Source organism: Pseudomonas sp. S32 (genome assembly GCF_016648095.1).
GTDB lineage: Bacteria > Pseudomonadota > Gammaproteobacteria > Pseudomonadales > Pseudomonadaceae > Aquipseudomonas > Aquipseudomonas parafulva.
The window spans coordinates 13,422-33,467 of the sequence record NZ_JACVVF010000008.1 but is presented as its reverse complement, the minus strand read 5'-3'; the positions used below and the strand labels follow the sequence as shown (position 1 = coordinate 33,467).

General features: G+C 59.8%; 16 protein-coding genes. 9 read left to right on the top strand and 7 right to left on the bottom strand.

The features are described 5' to 3' along the window. Positions 1–275: 275 nt before the first annotated feature. The 5 genes from mnmE to rpmH form a co-directional block, all read right to left on the bottom strand. Positions 276–1,646, bottom strand: coding sequence for a tRNA uridine-5-carboxymethylaminomethyl(34) synthesis GTPase MnmE (gene mnmE, locus IAE38_RS06430; protein WP_201216659.1), 1,371 nt, complete (start codon positions 1,644–1,646; stop codon positions 276–278). 87 nt (positions 1,647–1,733) lie between these two features. Then, positions 1,734–3,416 (bottom strand): membrane protein insertase YidC, encoded by a 1,683-nt coding sequence (gene yidC, locus IAE38_RS06425; RefSeq protein WP_201216657.1) that lies wholly within the window; start codon positions 3,414–3,416, stop codon positions 1,734–1,736. 2 nt (positions 3,417–3,418) lie between these two features. Next, a complete protein-coding gene (gene yidD, locus IAE38_RS06420) occupies positions 3,419–3,664 on the bottom strand; it encodes a membrane protein insertion efficiency factor YidD (RefSeq protein ID WP_075046823.1) in 246 nt (81 codons plus the stop codon). Then, a complete protein-coding gene (gene rnpA / locus IAE38_RS06415) occupies positions 3,657–4,061 on the bottom strand; it encodes a ribonuclease P protein component (protein WP_201162637.1) in 405 nt (134 codons plus the stop codon). Before rnpA ends, yidD begins: the two co-directional genes overlap by 8 nt. Before the next feature lie 13 nt (positions 4,062–4,074). Then, positions 4,075–4,209, bottom strand: a complete 135-nt coding sequence (gene rpmH / locus IAE38_RS06410; RefSeq protein WP_003253163.1) for a 50S ribosomal protein L34 — start codon at positions 4,207–4,209, stop codon at positions 4,075–4,077. A gap of 592 nt (positions 4,210–4,801) precedes the next feature. On the opposite strand from rpmH, the gene dnaA reads away from it, so the two are divergent. Genes dnaA through gyrB form a run of 4 tightly spaced genes read left to right on the top strand, consistent with a single transcriptional unit; the run spans position 4,802 to position 11,026 of the window. Further along, positions 4,802–6,334, top strand: a complete 1,533-nt coding sequence (gene dnaA, locus IAE38_RS06405; protein ID WP_201216655.1) for a chromosomal replication initiator protein DnaA — start codon at positions 4,802–4,804, stop codon at positions 6,332–6,334. Positions 6,335–6,378: 44 nt separating this feature from the next. Further along, a complete protein-coding gene (gene dnaN, locus IAE38_RS06400; RefSeq protein ID WP_028632793.1) occupies positions 6,379–7,482 on the top strand; it encodes a DNA polymerase III subunit beta in 1,104 nt (367 codons plus the stop codon). Positions 7,483–7,497: 15 nt separating this feature from the next. Then, positions 7,498–8,601 carry a DNA replication/repair protein RecF gene (gene recF, locus IAE38_RS06395; protein WP_201216653.1) on the top strand — a complete coding sequence of 368 codons (1,104 nt, stop codon included), beginning with the start codon at positions 7,498–7,500 and terminating at the stop codon, positions 8,599–8,601. A gap of 4 nt (positions 8,602–8,605) precedes the next feature. Continuing rightward, complete coding sequence (gyrB, locus tag IAE38_RS06390) at positions 8,606–11,026, top strand: DNA topoisomerase (ATP-hydrolyzing) subunit B (RefSeq protein WP_201216649.1); 2,421 nt, start codon at positions 8,606–8,608, stop codon at positions 11,024–11,026. Positions 11,027–11,104: 78 nt separating this feature from the next. On the opposite strand, the gene IAE38_RS06385 is transcribed toward gyrB, so the two are convergent. Beyond that, complete coding sequence (locus tag IAE38_RS06385; RefSeq protein WP_201216646.1) at positions 11,105–12,412, bottom strand: sigma-54 interaction domain-containing protein; 1,308 nt, start codon at positions 12,410–12,412, stop codon at positions 11,105–11,107. 220 nt (positions 12,413–12,632) lie between these two features. Between IAE38_RS06385 and IAE38_RS06380 the strand changes: the two genes are divergently transcribed. Genes IAE38_RS06380 through IAE38_RS06370 form a run of 3 tightly spaced genes read left to right on the top strand, consistent with a single transcriptional unit; the run spans position 12,633 to position 15,642 of the window. Further along, the gene (locus IAE38_RS06380) at positions 12,633–13,517 is read left to right on the top strand and encodes an MBL fold metallo-hydrolase (protein WP_201216643.1); all 885 of its coding nucleotides are present in this window, start codon (positions 12,633–12,635) and stop codon (positions 13,515–13,517) included. A gap of 38 nt (positions 13,518–13,555) precedes the next feature. Beyond that, the gene (locus tag IAE38_RS06375; RefSeq protein ID WP_201216641.1) at positions 13,556–14,827 is read left to right on the top strand and encodes an NAD(P)/FAD-dependent oxidoreductase; all 1,272 of its coding nucleotides are present in this window, start codon (positions 13,556–13,558) and stop codon (positions 14,825–14,827) included. Next, positions 14,824–15,642 (top strand): sulfite exporter TauE/SafE family protein, encoded by an 819-nt coding sequence (locus IAE38_RS06370; RefSeq protein ID WP_201216638.1) that lies wholly within the window; start codon positions 14,824–14,826, stop codon positions 15,640–15,642. Before IAE38_RS06375 ends, IAE38_RS06370 begins: the two co-directional genes overlap by 4 nt. Here IAE38_RS06370 and IAE38_RS06365 read toward each other — a convergent pair. Continuing rightward, positions 15,631–16,518, bottom strand: coding sequence for a LysR family transcriptional regulator (locus IAE38_RS06365; protein ID WP_201216636.1), 888 nt, complete (start codon positions 16,516–16,518; stop codon positions 15,631–15,633). The genes IAE38_RS06370 and IAE38_RS06365 overlap by 12 nt on opposite strands. A gap of 159 nt (positions 16,519–16,677) precedes the next feature. On the opposite strand from IAE38_RS06365, the gene IAE38_RS06360 reads away from it, so the two are divergent. Next, the gene (locus IAE38_RS06360) at positions 16,678–18,324 is read left to right on the top strand and encodes a GMC family oxidoreductase (protein WP_201216634.1); all 1,647 of its coding nucleotides are present in this window, start codon (positions 16,678–16,680) and stop codon (positions 18,322–18,324) included. Between the two features lie 98 nt (positions 18,325–18,422). Then, a complete protein-coding gene (locus tag IAE38_RS06355; RefSeq protein WP_201216632.1) occupies positions 18,423–20,042 on the top strand; it encodes an MFS transporter in 1,620 nt (539 codons plus the stop codon). The last annotated feature ends 4 nt before the right edge of the window (positions 20,043–20,046 follow it).

Sequence of the window (20,046 nt, the reverse complement as noted above, 5' to 3'; positions counted from 1 at the left end):
TAAGGTTCTGCACGCCTTTCAAATAGCCATGTACAGAGAAATTAAACCCTGTGGCCTAGTACCCATGAGGGCTATGGATAAGCGGTTTTAGCCTGTGCATAAAAGGTCTGTTTATCCACAGGGCAGTTTACCCTCAACAAAAACGCCTGCTTATCAACTGAGCTCATTGAGGGTTTTCCACAGGGCTCCTGATACCAATTGAGCCCGAGCCGGCCAAAAAAAGCGCAAAAAAAAGCCGCTCCATGTGGAGCGGCTGTGCCCGAGGCTGCGGTGAACTACTTGCCGATGCAAAAGCTCGAGAAAATTCGGCCCAACAGGTCGTCCGAACTGAAGGCACCTGTGATCTCGCCCAACGCTTGCTGCGCCTGGCGCAGGTCTTCGGCCAACAACTCACCGGCCCCCGCCAGTGTCAGTTGTGCCCGCCCATGCTCCAGGTGCTCACTGGCCTGGCGCAATGCATCAAGGTGTCGCCGGCGTGCGCTGAAGCCGCTTTCGGCGGTTTGCTCGTACCCCATGCAGGCCTTGAGGTGATCACGCAGCAACTGCAAGCCGGCATCGTTACCTTTGGCACTGAGGGTGAGGGTGACGTGGCCATCCGTACTCTGCTCAAGCGCAATACGTTCACCACTCAGGTCTGCCTTGTTGCGGATGAGTGTGACCTTGGACGGGTCAGGCCGCTGGTCGAGAAACTCCGGCCACAGGGCGAAGGGGTCACTGGCTTCAGGCGCCGTGGAGTCCACCACCAACAGCACACGGTCCGCCTCGCCAATGGCCTTGAGCGCGCGTTCAACGCCAATTTTTTCTACCTGGTCATCGGTTGCGCGCAACCCTGCGGTATCCACAACATGCAGGGGCATCCCGTCGATGTGGATATGTTCACGCAGGATGTCCCGGGTGGTGCCGGCGATATCAGTGACGATCGCCGCTTCACGCCCCGCCAGCTGGTTTAGCAGGCTCGATTTGCCGGCGTTGGGCCGACCCGCAATTACCACAGTCATGCCATCGCGTAGCAAGGCGCCCTGCCCGGCTTCGCGCTGGACTGTGGATAACGTTGCTCGCACAGCATCCAGCATCGACAGCACGTGGCCATCGGCAAGGAAATCAATCTCTTCCTCAGGGAAGTCGATTGCAGCCTCCACGTAGATGCGCAATGCAATCAAGGCTTCAGTCAGGCTGTGGACACGTTTCGAGAATTCCCCTTGAAGCGACCGCAGGGCATTGCGCGCGGCCTGGCTGGAACTGGCCTCGATCAGGTCGGCAATCGCCTCTGCCTGCGCCAGGTCCAGTTTGTCATTGAGAAATGCGCGTTCGCTGAATTCCCCTGGCCGGGCCAGACGGCAACCCAGTTGTACGCAACGCTGCAGCAACATATCCAGCACCACCGGGCCACCGTGGCCCTGCAGCTCCAGCACGTCCTCGCCGGTGAACGAGTTGGGGCCAGGAAAGAACAAGGCAATGCCCTCGTCCAGCACCAGCCCATCCTCACCTCTAAACGCGCCGTAATGGGCGTGGCGCGGGGTCAGGTGACGGCCGGTGATCCATTCGCCGGCCCTGCCTGCCAGAGGCCCTGACAGCCTGACGATGCCCACACCACCGCGCCCTTGGGCGGTGGCAATGGCGACGATGGTTTCACGCACAGTATTCATGCTCGAAAGCCTCTACGACAAAAACGACAGATAGCAAAAACGCCCCACTGGGGGGCGTTTTTATTCACAGGCTAGCGTAGTAGCCCGTCAGGCAGCAGCTTTTTTGCTGGCTGCTTCGATGCTGCGGGTGATGTACCACTGCTGAGTGATGGACAGGCAGTTGTTCACAACCCAGTACAGCACCAGGCCAGCCGGGAACCACAGGAAGAAGAAGGTGAAGATGATCGGCATCATTTTCATCACCTTGGCCTGCATCGGGTCCGGCGGGGTCGGGTTCAGACGCTGCTGGATGAACATGGTGGCGCCCATGATGATCGGCAGGATGAAGAACGGATCCTTGATCGACAGGTCGGTAATCCACAGCATCCAGGGGGCCTGGCGCATCTCGACGCTTTCCAGCAGCACCCAGTACAGGGCCAGGAATACCGGCATCTGCACCAGGATCGGCAAGCAGCCGCCCAGCGGGTTGATCTTCTCTTTCTTGTACAGCTCCATCATCGCCTGGGACATCTTCTGGCGATCGTCACCGAAGCGTTCTTTCAGCGCGGCCAGCTTGGGCGAAACGGCACGCATGCGCGCCATGGAACGGTAGCTGGAAGCCGACAACGGGAAGAACAGGCCTTTGATCAGCATGGTCAGCACGATGATCGACCAGCCCCAGTTACCTAGCAGGCTGTGGATATGTTGCAGCAACCAGAAAATCGGCTGGGCAATGAACCACAGGAAGCCGTAGTCCACCGTCAGTTCCAGGCCTGGGGACAACTCCTTGAGCTTGGACTGGATCTTCGGACCGGCATACAGCATGGCACTGGTTTCGGCCTTGCCGCCCGCAGGCACGCTGAGTGCCGGGCCGGTGTAGCCGATGATGTAGTTGCCCTGGCTGTCCTTGCGGGTCTGGACGACATTGTTGTCCGACTTGGCAGGGATCCACGCGGTTACGAAGTAGTGCTGCAGCCAGGCGACCCAGCCTCCAGACACATTTTCTTTCAAACTACCTTTGTCGATGTCCTTCATCGAGACCTTTTTGTAGGGCTCGGAAGGTGTCCACAGGGCTGCGCCCAGGTAGGTGGCGGTACCGGTAGCGGTGCTCGACGATGGATCGGAGCTGGCATCACGCTTGAGCTGGGCAAACATGTTGCCGCTCCAGGCCTGGCTGCTCTGGTTGTCGATCAGGTAGCTGACAGTGAGGTCGTATTCACCGCGCTTGAAGCTGAAGCGCTTGATGTAGTTGACGCCGTTGTCGCTGAACTTCAGGTCGACAACCAGTTGCTCCTGGCCGTCGGCCAGCTGATAGCTCTTCTGCTCGGCCGCATAGAGTGGGCGACCGGCCGAACGTGCATCAGGGCCGTTGGCGCCTGTCAGGCCGCTTTGTGCCAGGTAGACGCGTTCGCCACCGTTGTCGAACAGCTGGAACGGAATGTCCGGGTGATCCTGACGGCGCGGGTATTGCGGCAGGTTCAGCTGGACGATGTCACCACCGACCGGATCGATAGCCAGGTTCAGGACGTCGGTCTTGACCCGGATCAGGTCCTTGCTGACAGCGACCGGTGCGAGCTCGGCCTGGCTGGTCTCGGCGTTGGCGCTAGGCACATCGGCGCTGGCGCCGGCATTACCCGCCGGTACACCGTCAGGCAAGCCCGGGTTGGCAGTGCTGGCAGCAGTATTCTGAGTCGGCAGGGCAGCCTGGCCGTAGTCCTGGTTCCACTTGAGGACCATGACGTAGGACACGATTGCCAGGGCGACGATCAGGATCGTGCGTTTAATATCCATGATTACTCGGCTATCGAAGAAGTTCGGGAGGAAGGAGCGGGAGGAACGGGATCGAAACCGCCGTCGTTCCACGGATGACAACGCCCCAGGCGACGAACGGCTAGCCACCCACCACGCCAGAGGCCGTGGTTTTCGATGGCTTCATAGGCATAACAGGAGCAGCTGGGGAAGAAACGACAGTGGCTGGCCATCAGAGGACTAATGGCATAACGGTAAAACTGGATCGGAACGAGTGCCAGTTTACGCATCTTGGCTGTCTACCCCTACGGAATTGGCGGTGGCTGCTGGTGCCGGTCGGCTGCGCGCCAGGCGTTTCCAGAGCTTGCCAAAGTGTTGGTGCAATTCCGGGTTTTCCACTTCACCCAATCCCTTGCGCGCGACGATCACGATGTCCAGGCCGGCAAGCATTTGCTGGTTAAGACGAAAGGAATCGCGCATCAAGCGCTTGAGGCGGTTGCGTTGAACGGCGAGCTTGACGCTCTTCTTGCCGATCACCAGGCCAAGGCGCGGGTGATCCAGCCCGTTCTCGCGAGCAAGGATCAGCAGGTTTTTCCCTGGAACCTTGCCGGTTGGGGAGTCGAAGACCGCTTTGAAATGCCGGGGTGTAAGCAGTCGCTTTTCCCGACTGAAGTCCTGACTCACCACCTGTGCCGAAAAATCAAATGGCCAGACGCTTACGGCCTTTGGCACGACGACGCGACAGTACGGCGCGGCCGTTCTTGGTAGCCATACGAGCACGGAAACCGTGAGTGCGCGCGCGCTTGATGGTGCTTGGTTGGAAAGTACGTTTCATGGCGTGTTACCTGGGTTTGTCGACGACGGGCCGGGATGGCCCCCTTTTAAGAGACCGGCGATTCTAGAGAAAGCAAGCCCGTAGGTCAATTTCCAACCAGCCTTTCCTTATGTACGGCGGGATGAGTGGCAGCCCGCGGTGGACCAGCGTCGGCTTGATTGAGCAGTCAGATCACGTTCAACATGAAAAAAAAGAAGAGACATATAAAAAGCTTTTCTGAAGAACTTATAACTCTTAGGTGGATAACCTTCTGTGGATAACCCATCGAAGGCCTTGTAAAACGGGCTTTTCAGCGATTCAAAAGTCTGTTTCAAACCGGTGCTGCGCCTGTTTCGGGCCTGGAGAGAACGTGTGGATAAAATAGGCTGTTATCCACAGTAGAGTTATCAACAGACTTCGACCTAGGGTTGTGCATAGCCCTCAGGTTGCGTTATCCACAGGGTTTATTCACAGCTGCGTCAGGTCGTTTTAGTCGGTAAATGGCTGTTTTGCCATGGCTGCCGTGGTGTCCACATGTGGATAAGTTAACGCTCGACCGGTACAATGGCGGTTTGTTTCGGCCTTGTCCGGCTTTCAAACTCAGGGGATATCCGTGTCAGTGGAACTTTGGCAGCAGTGCGTAGAGCTTCTGCGCGACGAACTGCCTGCCCAACAATTCAACACCTGGATCCGTCCGTTACAGGTCGAAGCCGAAGGCGACGAGTTGCGCGTCTACGCGCCCAACCGTTTCGTCCTTGATTGGGTCAATGAAAAGTACCTGGGGCGTTTGCTGGAACTGTTGGGGGAAAATGGCAGTGGCATTGCGCCTGCTCTTTCGTTGCTGATTGGCAGCCGTCGCAGCTCAGCACCCCGTGCTGCACCCAACGCCCCGGTGAGTGCAGCCATCGCTGCCTCGCAGGCCCAGACCCAGGCGCAAAAAGCCGTGCCTGCTGCTGTGGCCGCCGAGCTTGCTGCGGTCGCCCCGGCCGAAGCTTCCACTGTTGAACAATCCGCTCAGCAGTCTTCAAGGGACAGCTTCGACGCCATGGCCGAACCTCCCTCGGCCCCCGTCGTCAATGGCCGGGCCGAGCAACGCACCGTGCAGGTAGAGGGCGCGCTCAAGCACACCAGCTACCTGAACCGCACGTTCACGTTCGATACCTTTGTAGAGGGCAAGTCCAACCAGCTGGCCAGGGCAGCGGCATGGCAGGTGGCCGACAACCCCAAGCACGGGTACAACCCGCTGTTCCTTTATGGTGGCGTGGGCCTGGGCAAGACTCACCTGATGCATGCTGTGGGTAACCACCTGCTGAAGAAGAACCCGAATGCCAAGGTGGTCTACCTGCATTCGGAGCGCTTTGTCGCGGACATGGTCAAGGCGCTTCAGCTGAACGCCATCAACGAGTTCAAGCGTTTCTACCGGTCTGTGGATGCATTGCTGATCGACGATATTCAGTTCTTCGCCCGCAAGGAGCGCTCCCAGGAAGAATTCTTCCACACCTTCAACGCCCTGCTCGAAGGTGGCCAGCAAGTCATCCTGACGTCCGACCGATATCCCAAGGAAATCGAAGGCCTTGAAGAGCGACTGAAGTCGCGCTTCGGTTGGGGCCTGACCGTGGCAGTCGAGCCGCCAGAACTAGAAACCCGTGTCGCGATCCTGATGAAGAAGGCCGACCAGGCCAAGGTCGAGCTGCCGCATGATGCCGCGTTCTTCATCGCCCAACGCATACGCTCCAACGTTCGTGAGCTGGAAGGTGCGCTGAAACGGGTGATCGCCCACTCCCACTTCATGGGGCGCGATATCACCATCGAGCTGATCCGTGAGTCGCTCAAAGACCTGCTGGCCCTCCAGGACAAGCTGGTGAGTGTGGATAACATCCAGCGCACGGTGGCTGAGTACTACAAGATCAAGATCTCCGATCTGTTGTCCAAGCGGCGTTCGCGCTCGGTGGCGCGCCCGCGGCAGGTGGCCATGGCCCTGTCCAAGGAGCTGACCAACCACAGCTTGCCAGAGATCGGCGACATGTTCGGTGGCCGAGACCATACGACCGTGCTGCATGCCTGCCGCAAGATCAACGAACTTAAGGAATCCGACGCGGACATCCGCGAGGACTACAAGAACCTGCTGCGTACGCTGACGACCTGATGGCCGTTGGCGCAGCCAGCTAATTGAAGGCAAGGGACTAGACCATGCATTTCACCATTCAACGCGAAGCCCTGTTGAAACCCCTGCAACTGGTCGCCGGTGTCGTCGAGCGCCGCCAGACCTTGCCGGTGCTGTCCAACGTATTGCTGGTCGTACAGGGCCAGCAATTGTCGTTGACCGGTACCGACCTGGAGGTCGAACTGGTAGGGCGCGTGCAACTCGAAGAGCCAGCCGAGCCTGGCGAAATCACCGTCCCGGCGCGTAAGCTGATGGACATCTGCAAGAGCCTGCCCAGCGATGTGCTTATCGACATCAAGGTGGACGAGCAGAAACTGCTGGTCAAAGCTGGCCGTAGCCGCTTTACCCTGTCGACGCTGCCAGCCAATGATTTCCCCACTGTGGAAGAAGGCCCAGGTTCGCTGACCTGCAACCTGGAACAGAGCAAGCTGCGCCGCCTGATCGAGCGCACCAGCTTTGCCATGGCTCAGCAGGATGTGCGCTACTACCTGAACGGTATGTTGCTCGAAGTCTCGCGCAACACGCTGCGGGCTGTTTCCACAGATGGTCACCGCCTGGCCCTTTGCGCCATGAGTGCACCTATCGAGCAGGACGACCGCCACCAGGTGATCGTGCCACGCAAAGGTATTCTGGAACTGGCCCGCCTGCTGACCGACCCTGAGGGCATGGTCAGCATCGTTTTGGGTCAGCATCACATCCGCGCCACTACCGGTGAATTCACATTCACCTCCAAATTGGTGGACGGTAAATTCCCAGACTACGAGCGCGTGCTGCCCAAGGGCGGTGACAAGTTGGTAGTGGGCGACCGTCAAGCCCTGCGCGAGGCCTTTAGCCGTACCGCGATTTTGTCCAACGAAAAGTACCGTGGCATCCGTCTGCAGTTGGCTGCCGGGCAGCTGAAAATTCAGGCCAACAACCCTGAGCAGGAAGAAGCCGAGGAAGAGATCAGCGTGGACTACGAAGGCAGCTCCTTGGAGATTGGCTTCAACGTCAGCTACCTGCTGGATGTGCTGGGGGTTATGACCACTGAACAGGTTCGCCTGATCTTGTCGGACTCCAACAGCAGCGCGCTGCTGCAGGAGGCAGGCAACGACGACTCTTCGTATGTTGTCATGCCGATGCGTTTGTAACCTGTAGCAGGCGACATGTCCCTTCGACGTATCATGGTCACCGCGGTGCGCAATTTGCACCCGGTGACACTCTCCCCCTCCCCCCGCATCAATATCCTGTATGGCGACAATGGCAGCGGCAAGACCAGCGTGCTGGAAGCCGTGCATCTGCTTGGGCTCGCTCGGTCGTTCCGCAGTACCCGCTTGAACCCGGTCATCCAGTATGAGCAGGCCGCCTGTACCGTGTTCGGTGAGGTGGAGCTAGCCGAAGGTGGGGCTTGCAACCTTGGGGTATCCCGTGAGCGGCAAGGGGACTTCACCATACGAATTGATGGGCAAAACGCGCGGAGTGCTGCTCAACTCGCGGAGTTGTTGCCCCTTCAGCTGATCAACCCCGACAGTTTCCGTTTACTGGAAGGCGCTCCGAAAATCCGTAGACAGTTTCTGGATTGGGGAGTGTTCCACGTGGAACCTCGGTTCATGCCTGCGTGGCAGCGCCTGCAGAAGGCGCTACGGCAGCGGAACTCATGGTTGCGGCATGGTACACTTGACGCTGCTTCGCAAGCCGCCTGGGACCGGGAGTTATGCCTGGCCAGCGCGGAGATAGATGAATACCGTCGCAACTATATCAAGGCCTTGAAGCCCGTCTTCGAGCACACCCTGAGCGAGCTGGTTGAGTTGGACGGGTTGACCCTTAGCTACTATCGAGGCTGGGACAAGGACCGGGAACTCCAAGAAGTACTCGCCTCCTCTCTCCTTCGCGATCAGCAGATGGGCCATACCCAGGCCGGCCCACAACGTGCTGATCTGCGTCTTCGCCTGGCTGCCAACAACGCAGCCGATATCCTGTCGCGTGGTCAGCAAAAGCTGGTGGTATGCGCATTGCGCATTGCCCAAGGCCACCTGGTCAGCCAGGCGCGGCGGGGTAGCTGCATCTATCTCGTGGATGACTTGCCATCCGAACTGGACGACCAGCATCGCCGCGCATTGTGCCGCTTGCTTGAAGAATTACGCTGCCAGGTATTCATCACCTGTGTAGATCAAGAATTACTGAGGGAAGGCTGGCAGACGGAAACGCCAGTTGCTTTGTTCCACGTGGAACAAGGCCGTATCACCCAGACCCACGACCATCGGGAGTGAAGGCATGAGCGAAAATCAAACGTACGACTCCTCCAGCATCAAGGTGCTGAAAGGTTTGGATGCCGTGCGCAAGCGCCCCGGCATGTACATTGGCGACACCGATGATGGTAGCGGCCTGCACCACATGGTCTTCGAGGTGGTCGACAACTCGATCGACGAAGCCCTCGCAGGTCACTGCGACGACATCACCGTCATCATCCATCCGGACGAGTCCATCAGTGTCCGCGACAACGGTCGCGGTATTCCGGTAGATGTACACAAAGAGGAAGGCGTGTCCGCTGCTGAGGTCATCATGACCGTGCTGCACGCTGGCGGTAAGTTCGATGACAACTCCTACAAGGTATCCGGCGGTCTGCACGGTGTAGGGGTATCGGTAGTGAATGCGCTTTCCGAGAAGTTGGTGCTGACCGTTCGCCGTAGCGGGAAAATCTGGGAACAGACCTACGTGCATGGCGTACCCCAAGCGCCAATGGAGATCGTCGGTGACAGCGAAACCACCGGTACGCATATCCACTTCAAGCCGTCTGCAGACACGTTCAAGAATATCCACTTCAGCTGGGACATCCTGGCCAAACGTATCCGTGAGTTGTCGTTCCTCAACTCGGGCGTTGGTATCCTGCTGAAAGATGAGCGCAGCGGTAAGGAAGAATTCTTCAAATACGAAGGCGGCCTTCGTGCATTTGTTGAGTACCTGAACACCAACAAAACCCCGGTTAACACCCAGGTATTCCACTTCAGCGTGCAGCGCGAGGATGGTGTAGGTGTTGAAGTCGCCCTGCAGTGGAACGACAGCTTCAACGAAAACCTGCTGTGCTTCACCAACAACATTCCGCAGCGCGACGGTGGCACACACCTGGTTGGCTTCCGTTCTTCCCTCACCCGTAGCCTGAACAGCTACATCGAGCAGGAAGGCCTGGCCAAGAAGAACAAGGTCTCTACTACTGGCGACGACGCCCGTGAAGGCCTGACCGCAATCATTTCGGTCAAGGTTCCGGACCCCAAGTTCAGCTCGCAGACCAAAGACAAGTTGGTGTCCTCGGAGGTGAAAACCGCCGTGGAGCAGGAGATGAACAAGTACTTCTCCGACTTCCTGCTGGAAAACCCCAACGAGGCCAAGGCCGTCGTCGGCAAGATGATCGATGCCGCCCGTGCCCGTGAAGCTGCCCGCAAAGCGCGCGAGATGACCCGCCGCAAAGGTGCGCTGGACATTGCCGGCTTGCCGGGCAAACTGGCTGACTGCCAGGAGAAGGACCCTGCCCTCTCCGAACTGTACCTGGTGGAGGGTGACTCCGCAGGTGGCTCGGCCAAGCAAGGCCGTAACCGTCGTACTCAAGCCATTCTGCCGCTGAAGGGCAAGATCCTGAACGTCGAGAAGGCGCGGTTCGACAAGATGATCTCGTCCCAGGAAGTGGGTACGCTGATCACCGCGCTGGGCTGCGGTATCGGCCGCGATGAGTACAACATCGAGAAGCTGCGTTACCACAACATCATCATCATGACCGATGCTGACGTCGACGGTTCGCACATCCGTACGCTGCTGCTGACTTTCTTCTTCCGCCAATTGCCAGAGTTGGTAGAGCGTGGCTACATCTACATCGCTCAACCACCGCTGTATAAAGTTAAGCGTGGCAAGCAAGAGCAGTACATCAAGGACGACGAGGCCATGGAAGAATACATGACCCAGTCTGCCCTTGAAGACGCCAGCCTGCACCTGGACGAGTCCGCGCCTGCGGTATCGGGTGTGCAGCTTGAGGCACTGGTCAATGAGTTCCGCAGTGTCATGAAGACGCTCAAGCGCCTGTCGCGCCTGTACCCGGAAGAGCTGACCGAGCACTTCATCTACCTGCCGGAAGTCACCCTGGAACAGCTGGGTGATCACGCCGTCATGCAAGCCTGGCTGGCCCAGTTCCAGGCGCGTCTGGATAACACGCAGAAGTCTGGCCTTGCCTACAAAGCCAGCCTGCGCGAAGACAAGGAACGTAACGTGTGGCTGCCGGAAGTGGAAATCATCTCCCACGGCCTGGCCAGCTATATCACCTTCAACCGTGACTTCTTCGGTAGCAATGACTACCGCACGGTGGTCAACGTGGGTAGCAAGTTGTCCAGCTTGCTGGGTGAAGGCGCCTACGTGCAGCGTGGCGAACGCCGCAAAGCCATCGTCGAGTTCAAGGAAGGCCTGGACTGGCTGATGAACGAGACCACCAAGCGCCATACCATTCAGCGATACAAAGGCCTGGGTGAAATGAACCCGGACCAGCTGTGGGAAACCACAATGGACCCAACGGTGCGCCGTATGCTGAAGGTCACCATCGAAGATGCCATTGCGGCTGACCAGATCTTCAACACCCTGATGGGTGATGCGGTCGAGCCACGCCGTGACTTCATCGAGAGCAACGCGCTGTCGGTTTCCAACCTGGACTTCTGATCGGGTAGTAAATAGCCCCGCAGCAAAAAGCCCGCATCAGCGGGCTTTTTGCTGTTTGAATAAAAGACAGATAACAGGTCACGTCGCGGGGTTAACCCCCAGCGCCTTCAACCGCCGATACAGGGTGCGCTCGCTTACGCCAAGGTGCCGTGCCAGTTCGCTGCGCGAGCCGTTGAAGTGCGCCAGCGCCTGTGCCAGATTCCCCAACTGGCCAGCTCCACTCCCATCCCGACTTCGGATGCCGATGTTCGAGCCGACGTCCTCAGGTAAATGCTCAGGCTTTATCACGCCGTCATCAGCAAACAACCTCGCCCGCTCCAGAATATTGCGCAGCTCACGGATATTGCCGGGGAACGGATGCAGCGCCAGTTGCTGCAATGCCGCCTCATCAACGCTGGCAGTGGGTGTGCCTGCCATGCGTTTTAACAAACTCTCGGTCAGCAGGGGCAAATCCTCTACCCGCTCCCTCAATGCCGGCAGGCGAATGGGGAAGCCGCTGATGCGGTAGTAAAGGTCTTCCCTGAATGTGCCGTCAGCCACCATCTGCTTGAGCGGTTTGTGCGTGGCCGATACCAGGCGAAAATCAGAGTGCACCGTACGCAGGCTGCCCACCGGGCGAAAGCTGCCTGTCTCGATCAGCCGCAACAGCTTTACCTGCATCGGCAACGGCACTTCACCGATTTCGTCCAGGAACAGCGTGCCGCCATGAGCCGCCTCGGCCAGGCCAATCTTGCGCTGGTTTGCCCCTGTGAAGGCGCCCTTCTCGTAGCCGAACAACTCGCTCTCAAACAGTGAATCGGTCAGGCCCGTGCAGTCGACTACCACCAACGGGCCGTTAGCTCTCGGGCTGCCCATATGCACGGCGCGGGCAAAAAGCTCCTTGCCGGTGCCCGACTCGCCCTGCAGTAAGACCGGGATCTGCGCCGGCGCTGCACGTTGCAGGCTGGCAAGGGCAGCCTTGAAGGCCGGCGCCCGGCCGACAAGCCCCTGCTCCTGCGGCTGCGCCGAGGCGAGGGCTATGCTGGTGAGGCGCTCGACAAACGCTACCACCCTGCCCTGCTCGTCGAGAATCGGCCGCAGCTCTACATCCACATGCTCCGGGCCCCGCGGCGTGTGGTGAATGTGCAGGACGCGCTCAGGCTGCTTGCTCCCCCAGGCTTTGCGCAGGGGGCAGTGCTCACCGGCCTTATCGCAGGGCACCGCATAGTGGTGAGATACCTTGTGACATTTCTCGCCCAGCGGCGCCTGGTCGTCGCGGCCAAACTGACGGCGGTAGGCAGCATTGGCAGCCAGAATGTTGTAGTCGGTGTCCAGAACGATGGTGGGCAGCGCATCGTGTTCCAGGTAAGACACCAAGGCCAGAATAAGCGGATGTGGTTCAGGCATGACGGCACCGGTCTGATAACCCGGTCGAGGGTAACAAGGACTGCCAAACACTGCCATCGGCTGACAGCCAGCCTGCCATTTCGGCTGCCAAAGGGTGACGAGGCCAATGACATCTGCCCTGAAGCAGCCTGTATTCGCTTCAAGGCGCCTGGCATGCATCTTGATAACCCTTCCCCACCACCCGTGTCCGTACGAGCCCGGTGGACAATTGGAGAACGTGATGATCATCGGTAACAACCTTCAAGTGGAAGCCTTCTTTGACAAGGCAACCTCGACCATCAGTTATCTGGTGATAGACCGCGAGACGCGCCAGTGTGCACTGATCGACAGCGTGCTGGACTACGACCCCAAGGCTGGCCGCACCAGCACTGCTTCTGCGGACCAGCTGATCGCGCGGGTCGAAGCTCTCGATGCCAAGGTGCAGTGGGTGCTTGAAACCCATGTGCATGCAGACCACCTTTCGGCAGCGGCCTACCTGAAAAGCAAGCTGGGCGGTTGTACGGCCATCGGCGCGCACATCACCCAAGTGCAGAAAGTGTTTGGTGCCCTGTTCAACGCGGAGCCCGGCTTTGCCCGGGACGGTAGCCAGTTCGATGCCCTGCTGGAGGATGAAGAAGGGTTTCGCATTGGCAACCTGCATGCTCGCGCCCTGCACACACCGGGTCATACACCCGCCTGCATGAGCTTCATGATCGAGGATGCCGGCGAGACAGTACTGTTTGTGGGGGACACCCTGTTCATGCCGGACTACGGCACCGCCCGTTGCGATTTCCCAGGCGCCGATGCACGTACGCTGTATCGCTCGATTCGCCGCCTGCTGGCCTTCCCCGACACCACCCGTTTGTTCATGTGCCACGACTACCTGCCTGAGGGCCGGGCCTTGCGGTACGTCACCACCGTAGCCGAGCAGCGTGCCCACAACATCCATATTCACCAGGGTGTCGACGAAGACAGCTTCGTTGCCATGCGCGAAGCGCGAGACAAAACCCTGGACATGCCTGTGCTGATCTTGCCGTCGGTGCAGGTGAACATGCGCAGCGGCCAGTTACCCGCGCCGGAAGACAACGGCGTGCGGTATCTGAAAATCCCGATCAACGCCCTTTAACCGCTTTGCCCCATAACCAGAACTCAGGATTCATTGCCATGCCTGCCTTGTTGTCCCCTGTCACCCGCACACACCATCAGGTGCTGATTGTCGGCGCCGGTGCCGCCGGCATCGCCACTGCCTCGAGCCTTATCAGCCGCGACCCGTCGCTGGATGTGGCGTTGATCGACCCTGCCGAGGTGCATTACTACCAGCCAGGCTGGACCATGGTTGGTGCCGGTGTATTCGATGCACCCAGTACTGCCCACACCATGGCGTCCACCATTCCTCGCGGCGTGCGCTGGCTGCAAGCCCGGGTCACGGGCTTCGACCCGGTCAGCCGGCACGTGGTGCTGGAAGGCGAGCGGACCATCAGCTACGAGCAACTGGTGGTGTGCCCAGGGCTCAAGCTGGACTGGGCTGCCATCGATGGCCTTGAAGACACCCTTGGCCGCAATGGCGTCACCTCCAACTATCGCTACGACCTGGCACCTTACACGTGGGAGCTGGTGCAAAACCTCAAGCAGGGCCGCGCGCTGTTCTGCCAACCGCCCATGCCGATCAAGTGTGCCGGCGCGCCACAAAAGGCGTTGTACCTGTCGTGCGACCACTGGCTGCGTCATGGCCGATTGGGCGCGATCAAGGCGAGTTTCTACAACGCCGGCGGCGTACTGTTCGGTGTGCCTGACTATGTGCCTGCGCTGATGAAGTACATTGAGAAATACAACGTCGACCTGCATTTCTCCCAGCGCCTGGTAGCCGTGGATGGCCCGAACAAGCGCGCCACATTCGTGCGAACACTGCCTGATGGCAGCAGCGAGCGCCACACCGAACCTTTCGACATGCTGCATGTGGTGCCACCACAAGTGGCGCCGGACTTCATTCGCAACAGCCCCCTGGCTGACAGCAACGGCTGGGTGGATATAGACCCCCATAGCCTGCGCCATCGTACTTACGCCAATGTGCATGCCTTGGGCGACGTCGCCAACACCACCAATGCCAAGACTGCTGCCGCCGCCCGCAAGCAGGCGCCGGTGGTCGCCAACAATGTGCTGGTAGCGTTGGGCAGGCGCACGGGCCTGGCCAGGTATGACGGTTATGGCTCATGCCCGCTCACCGTCGAGCGCGGGAAGATTGTGCTGGCTGAATTCACCTACGGCGGCAAGCTGGCGCCCAGCTTCCCCACATGGCTACTCGACGGCCGGCAGCCGACCCGCCTGGCCTGGTTGCTCAAAGCCCGTGTACTGCCACCGTTGTATTGGCAAGGCATGCTCAAAGGTCGCGAATGGCTAGCCCGGCCGGCACCGCTGGCCACCGAGGGCGCGCAGTGATCGAGCATCAGCTGCTGGGCGCAGGCCTGGGCGCGATCATTGGTGCGGTGCTGGCACTGACCGGTGCCGGGGGCGGTATTCTTGCTGTGCCTCTGCTGGTGTTCGGCCTGGGGCTGACAATGGTTGAAGCTGCCCCCATCGGCCTGCTGGCCGTTGGGTTGGCAGCAGCTGTGGGGGCAATTATTGGCTTGCGCCAAGGGGTAGTGCGCTACCGTGCCGCATTGCTCATCGCAGCGGTGGGCGTGCTGTTCGCACCATTGGGGCTCATGCTGGCCCATCACTTACCCAACACCCCACTGCAGTTGCTGTTCGGCGGTGTGCTGGTCTACGCCTGCCTGCGGATCTGGCGCAAGGCTGCCCGCGAGCTGAAGGGTGAAACCGCGGGTGCACACCGGCTGATCGAGCCCTGTGTGCTCAACCCGCTGCAGGGCCGGCTGCGCTGGACGCTGCCCTGCGCACGGGCGCTCGCCGGGACGGGGGCGTTGTCCGGTCTGCTTTCAGGGCTGCTGGGTGTGGGCGGTGGTTTTGTCATCATCCCTGCCCTGAACCGCTATAGCAACCTGCGCATGGCCAGCATCGTTTCAACATCGCTGGCGGTGATCGCGCTGGTATCGGCTGGCAGCGTTATCAGCGCCACCCTGGCAGGTGTGATGCACTGGCAGGTGGGCGCGCCGTTTGCCCTGGGGGCAGTGATCGGGTTGTTAATGGTGCGGCCCCTGGCAGCAAGGCTGGCGGGGCCACGCTTGCAGCAACTGTTCGCGCTAGCCGGTTGGGCCGCAGCGCTGATGCTGATGGGCAAGGCTTTACTGGGCTAGCAGTTCGTCCTGCTCTGCAGCGCACAATGCCAGCAGGTAATCCCAGACCACCCGCAGGCGTACCGACTTGTGCAGTTCGCGGCGTGTACAAATCCAGTAGCTGCGCTGGATGGTTTCGCCCGGCAGTACGCGCACCAGGGTTGGATCATGGCGGGCCATGTAGTTGGGCAGTACGGCGATGCCCAGCCCGGCCCGCGCCGCCACCTGCTGGGCGATCACGCTGGTGCTGCGAAACACCACGTTAGGTGAACGGCAAAAGCTGTTGAGAAACAGCAGTTCCTGGCTGAACAACAGATCGTCCACATACCCGATCCAGCTATGCCGGGCCAGGTCTTCGCGGGTGCCCAACGGCGCCGAGCGGTCCAGGTAGGCCTGGCTTGCGTACAGTGCCAGGCGGTAGTCGGTGAGTTTGCGGGTAATCAGCAGATCGGCGCTGGGCCGCTCCAGGTGAATACTGATTTCGGCCTCGCGGTTCAAGATGCTCACAAAGCGCGGTACCGCCACCAGTTCAACCTCAAGGCCTGGGTAGCGTTCGAACAGGGCGTTCATGCGTGGCGTGAAGAACATGATGCCGATGCCCTCGGTTACCCCCAGACGAATCTTGCCAAGGGGGGCAATGGCCTGGGTGATTTCTTCCTGCGCCAGCAGTGCGACGTTTTCCATGGCCTCTGCATGCTTGAGCAGCGCATGCCCCGACGGGGTCAGTTCATAGCCTTGGGCATGCTGGACAAACAACGCGGTGCCCAGGCTCTGCTCGATGCTCTCGATGTGCCTGGCGACGGTGCTGTGGGTGGTGTTAAGCCGCTTGGCTGCCGTCAGCAGGCGGCCACTGCGCTGCAACTCCAGGAAAAACCGCAAATCGTTCCAGTCGAACATGCTGATCCCTGTACGTTCGAACGCCCACTCAGCCTGGGCGTTGCCATGGTTACCGTTGTGCTAAAACGCACAGCGGCTGCGTGAAATCTCGTCTTTATTCCACGAAATTACTCACTAAGCTGGATCAGGACAAGAATAAAAACGGTTTAGAGGTCGCCAATGCCATCAACCGATTCTGCCTTTGACTACGTGGTCGTGGGCGCTGGCCCTGCGGGTTGCCTGCTTGCCAACCGGCTGTCTGCCGACCCTTCCAGCCGTGTTCTGCTGTTGGAGGCCGGGGGCCGTGACAACTACCCCTGGATTCATATTCCCGTCGGCTACCTTTACTGCATCGGCAACCCGCGCACCGACTGGTGCTTCAAGACCGAAGCCCAGCCAGGGCTGGCTGGCCGAGCATTGGGTTACCCTCGGGGCAAGGTGCTGGGTGGCTGTTCCTCCATCAATGGCATGATCTACATGCGCGGCCAGGCCGCCGACTATGACGGTTGGGCCGAGCAAGGCAATGCAGGCTGGGCCTGGAAGGACGTACTGCCGCTGTTCAAGACCAGTGAAAGCCACTTCGCTGGCGCCAGTGAGTTCCACGGCGCCAGCGGCGAGTGGCGGGTGGAGCGCCAGCGCTACAGCTGGCCGATCCTCGACGCCTTCCGCGATGCCGCTGAGCAGGTTGGCATCGGCAAGGTGGATGACTTCAACACAGGCGACAACGAAGGCTGTGGATATTTTCAGGTGAACCAGCGCAGTGGTGTGCGCTGGAATGCTGCCAAGGCATTCTTGCGCCCGATCCGGCACCGGCCCAACTTGACGGTGCTGACCGGTGTGCAGGTGGACCAAGTGCTGCTGAACAATACCCGCGCGCGGGCGGTGAAGGCGTTCTGGCAAGGTGGTTGGCACGAGTTTGCGGCGCGCCGTGAAATCATTCTGTGTGCGGGGGCGGTGGGTTCACCCGGTATCCTGCAGCGCTCCGGGGTGGGCCCGAGCCAGTTGCTGACCCGCCTGGGCATCGGTGTGCGCCATGCCATGCCTGGCGTTGGCGGCAACCTGCAGGACCACCTGCAACTGCGCCTGATCTATCAGATCGGCAACACCCGTACCCTCAACCAGATGGCCAACAGCCTGTGGGGCAAGATGGGCATGGGCCTGCGTTACCTTTACGATCGCAGCGGCCCGCTGGCCATGGCTCCCAGCCAGCTGGGGGCGTTTGTGAGGTCGAACGCGCAGCAGGCCAGTGCCAACCTGCAATACCATGTACAGCCTTTATCACTGGAACGCTTCGGCGAGCCTCTGCACACATTCCCCGCCTTTACCGCTTCTGTGTGCAACCTGCGCCCGGCCAGCCGTGGGCGTATCGATATCCGTGACACGGACATGAACAGTGCACCGCTGATCGACCCCAATTACCTCAGCGACCCGCAGGACCTGCGTGTGGCTGCCGAAGCCATTCGCCTTACCCGCCGTATCGTTCAGGCCCCTGCCCTCGCCGCCTTCGCGCCGAAGGAGTACCTGCCAGGTGCGGCCCTGCACAGCGAAGCAGACTTGTTCGAGGCGGCTGGCAAGATCGGCACCACCATCTTCCACCCCAGCGGCACCTGCCGCATGGGCGGTGGCACGCTGGACGTTGTGGATAACCAGCTGCGTGTGCATGGCATCCCCGGGCTGCGTGTCGCGGATGCCTCGATCATGCCGCAAATCACCTCCGGCAATACCTGCTCACCCACCTTGATGATCGCCGAGAAAGCGGCGCAGATGATTCTCAAAGGAGCCAATACCCCAACCTACGTAAGCGAAAACGCACTACCGACGCCCTGACCAGGGTGCGTGCAACACCGGTAGCTTGCGGTCGAAAGCTGCCGACAGTGGAACAACAAGAATAATCACTGTGGCCCTGCGGGCCGAGGACAGCAACGATGTCGGACTACATTCAAGAGCAGGACGCGCCGGCCAGCAGCCCCAGCCGTCGTGAAGAACGCAAGATCATTTTCGCGTCATCCCTCGGGACGGTTTTCGAGTGGTATGACTTTTTTCTCTATGGCGCGCTGGCAGCCGTCATCAGCAAGCAGTTTTTCGCCGGCGTCAACGACACCACCGCCTTCATCTTTGCGCTCATGGCATTTGCTGCAGGCTTCCTTGTGCGGCCCTTCGGGGCACTGGTGTTTGGCCGGCTAGGTGACATGATCGGCCGCAAGTACACCTTCCTGATCACCATCGTGCTGATGGGGCTGTCCACCTTCGCCGTGGGGCTGTTGCCCACCTACGCCAGTATCGGTATAGCCGCGCCCATCATTTTGGTGGTGTTGCGCATGCTGCAGGGGCTGGCCCTGGGTGGTGAGTACGGGGGCGCGGCCACTTATGTAGCCGAGCATGCACCGCCCGGCAAGCGCGGTTTCCATACCGGGTTCATTCAGTCCACGGCCACCCTCGGCCTGTTGCTGTCATTGCTGGTGGTGCTGGGTAGCCGGTACATCAGTGGCGACCAGTTCGAAACCTGGGGCTGGCGCTTGCCGTTCCTGCTTTCGATCGTGCTGCTGGGCATATCGACCTGGATCCGCATGAGCATGCACGAGTCGCCCGCGTTCGTGAAAATGAAGGCCCAGGGCAAGGTCAGCAAGTCGCCTATTCGTGAATCGTTCACGTCCTGGCCCAACCTTAAAGTGGTACTCACGGCGCTGTTCAGCATCAACGCCGGGCAGGCGGTTACGTTCTATACAGCGCAGTTCTACGTGCTGTTCTTCATGACCCAGATGCTGAAGATGGACGCTGCCCAGGCCAATACCCTGCTGATCATCAGCGTGGTGATTGGCGCGCCCTTCTTCGTGTTCTTCGGCTGGCTGTCGGACAGAATCGGCCGTAAACCCATCTTGATGCTCGGGTTGCTGCTGGCCACGGTGCTGTACTTCCCGCTGTTCAAAGCCTTGAGCTTTTACGCCAACCCTCAGATCGACAACGCCAGCCGACAGGCGCCGATCGTCGTGACCGCAGACCCGAAAGGCTGTACTTTCCAGTTCGACCCTGTGGGCAAGGCACGCTTCGACAGCCCCTGCGACAAGGTCAAGACATTCCTGGTGAAACAGGGCCTGCCCTACAGCTCTGTGGCAGTGGCCGGTAGCGACGTGGTGGTGAACATCGGTGACAAGACCATCAATGGCTATGATGAAACGGCCATGCGCGCCGCCGTTGAACAAGCGGGTTACCCTGCCAAGGCTGACCCTGCCGAGGTGAACCAGGTAATGGTGGTGGTGTTGATCGTAGCCATGATCCTGATCGCTACCATGACCTATGGCCCGCTGGCCGCAGTGATGGTGGAACTGTTCCCCACCCGCATCCGCTACACCTCGATGTCGCTGCCCTACCACATTGGCAACGGCTGGTTCGGCGGGTTTCTGCCGACGGTTTCGTTTGCGTTGGTGGTGTATACCGGCGATATCTTCTATGGGCTGTGGTACCCAGTGCTGATTACTGGCATCAGCCTGGTGGTGGGTATCTTCTGCCTCAAAGAAACCAAGGATGTAGATATCGACAAGGTGTGAAGGC